1 protein-coding gene and 1 pseudogene are annotated in these 2,244 nt (G+C 72.5%); both read left to right on the plus strand.

Annotated features, from left to right (window positions below):
• Positions 1–249 (plus strand): annotated as a pseudogene (locus AC4IJH_RS43395) (GDSL-type esterase/lipase family protein); the annotation flags it as partial.
• 295 nt (positions 250–544) lie between these two features.
• A partial coding sequence (locus tag AC4IJH_RS43400) for a DEAD/DEAH box helicase (protein WP_490857546.1) occupies positions 545–2,244 on the plus strand: 1,700 nt, incomplete at its 3' end.

A 2,244-nucleotide genomic window follows, 5' to 3' on the forward strand; every position in this document is an offset into this window, starting at 1 on the left:
GGCTCGGCCCTGCCCCCGGGCGCGAAGCCGGGGCGCGGGAGCGGCGGACCGGCCGGCGAGGGGCCCTCGGACGACGGGCGGCCCGAGCCCGGTGGCCGGCCGTCCTCCCCGCCCGCCTCGCCGGACGACGACCCGCCCCCCGAGCCCACCCCGCCCCCGAGCCCGGACCCCACCCCGACCCCGCCCGACCCGACCCCGTCGTCCACGCCCCCGCCCGCTCCGGCGGAGAAGGCGGAGAAGAGCGGCTGAGGGAGGGGCACGGGTCGCGGGGCCAGCGGTACGGGAGAAGCCGGACGAGGGGGTACGAAAGGGGCTCTGACATGGTTATTTGCGCTCGGGGGGTCCGAGTGCGTATGGTGGTAGATCGTTTGATCCCATTTGCCCGGCGCCAGACCAGAAGCGCGCCGCGTGGCGCGTACTCTCCCTTGCCGTGGCTGACCGCATAGAGGCGGTCTTTGTGAAATCACACGGAGTTTGGGCGCGTGCCGAGACTCCGGAAGGTTTCGCATTTCGCATGTCAATTTCCAGTTCTGACCACGCCGTCATGCCCGAGAACGACGAGACCGTCGTCGTCGAGGCCGTCGAGGCCATCGAGAGCGCGGACACCGTCGAGGCCCCCGAGGCCGCCGAGCCGACCGTCACCTTCGCGGACCTCGGTCTGCCCGAGGGCGTCGTGCGCAAGCTCGCGCAGAACGGCGTGACCACCCCCTTCCCGATCCAGGCCGCGACCATCCCGGACGCCCTGGCCGGCAAGGACATCCTGGGCCGCGGCCGCACCGGCTCCGGCAAGACCCTCTCCTTCGGTCTGCCGACCCTGGCGCGCCTGGCCGAGGGCCGCACCGAGAAGAAGAAGCCCCGCGCGGTCATCCTGACCCCGACCCGCGAGCTGGCGATGCAGGTCGCCGACGCCCTCCAGCCCTACGGCGACGTCCTCGGCCTGAAGATCAAGGTCGTCTGCGGCGGTACGTCCATGGGCAACCAGATCTACGCCCTGGAGCGCGGCGTCGACATCCTCGTCGCCACCCCGGGCCGGCTGCGCGACATCATCAACCGCGGCGCCTGCTCGCTGGAGAACGTCCAGGTCGCCGTCCTCGACGAGGCCGACCAGATGTCCGACCTGGGCTTCCTGCCCGAGGTCACCGAGCTGCTCGACCAGGTGCCCGAGGGCGGCCAGCGCATGCTCTTCTCCGCCACGATGGAGAACGAGATCGGCACGCTGGTCAAGCGCTACCTGACCAACCCGGTCAGCCACGAGGTCGACAGCGCCCAGGGCAACGTCTCGACCATGACCCACCACGTCCTGGTCGTGAAGCCGAAGGACAAGGCCCCGGTCACGGCCGCGATCGCCGCCCGCAAGGGCCGCACGATTATTTTCGTCCGTACGCAGCTGGGCGCCGACCGTATCGCCGAGCAGCTGCAGGACGCCGGCGTGAAGGCCGACGCGCTGCACGGCGGCATGACGCAGGGCGCCCGTACCCGCGTCCTGGCCGACTTCAAGGACGGCTACGTCAACGCGCTCGTCGCCACCGACGTCGCCGCCCGCGGTATCCACGTCGACGGCATCGACCTGGTCCTGAACGTCGACCCGGCCGGTGACCACAAGGACTACCTGCACCGCTCGGGCCGTACCGCCCGCGCCGGGCGCTCCGGCACGGTCGTCTCGCTGTCCCTGCCGCACCAGCGCCGCCAGATCTTCCGCCTCATGGAGGACGCGGGCGTGGACGCCTCGCGCCACATCGTCGGCGGCGCCGGCGCCTTCGACCCCGAGGTCGCCGAGATCACCGGCGCCCGCTCCCTGACCGAGGTCCAGGCCGACTCCGCGAACAACGCCGCCAAGCAGGCCGAGCGCGAGGTCAAGGACCTGACCCGGGAGCTGGAGCGCGTCCAGCGCCGCGCCACCGAGCTGCGCGAGGAGGCCGACCGCCTGGTCGCCCGTGCCGCGCGCGAGCGGGGCGAGGACCCCGAGACCGCGGTCGCCGAGGTGACCGAGGCCGCCGAGGCCGAGGTCGCGGCCGCCGCCGTGGCCTCCGCGCCGGAGCAGCCCGCCGAGTCGCGCCGTGACGAGCGGGGCAACTTCGAGCGCCGCGGCAACAGCCGTGACGACCGCGGTGGCCGTTCCTTCGAGCGTCGTGACAACGACCGTGGCGGCTTCCGTCGCGACGACCGCCCCTCGGGCGGTTTCCGTCGGGACAACGACCGTTCCTCCGGTGGTTTCAACCGCGACGAGCGTGGCGACCGTGGTGG

The organism is Streptomyces sp. UF-297 (assembly GCF_058245575.1).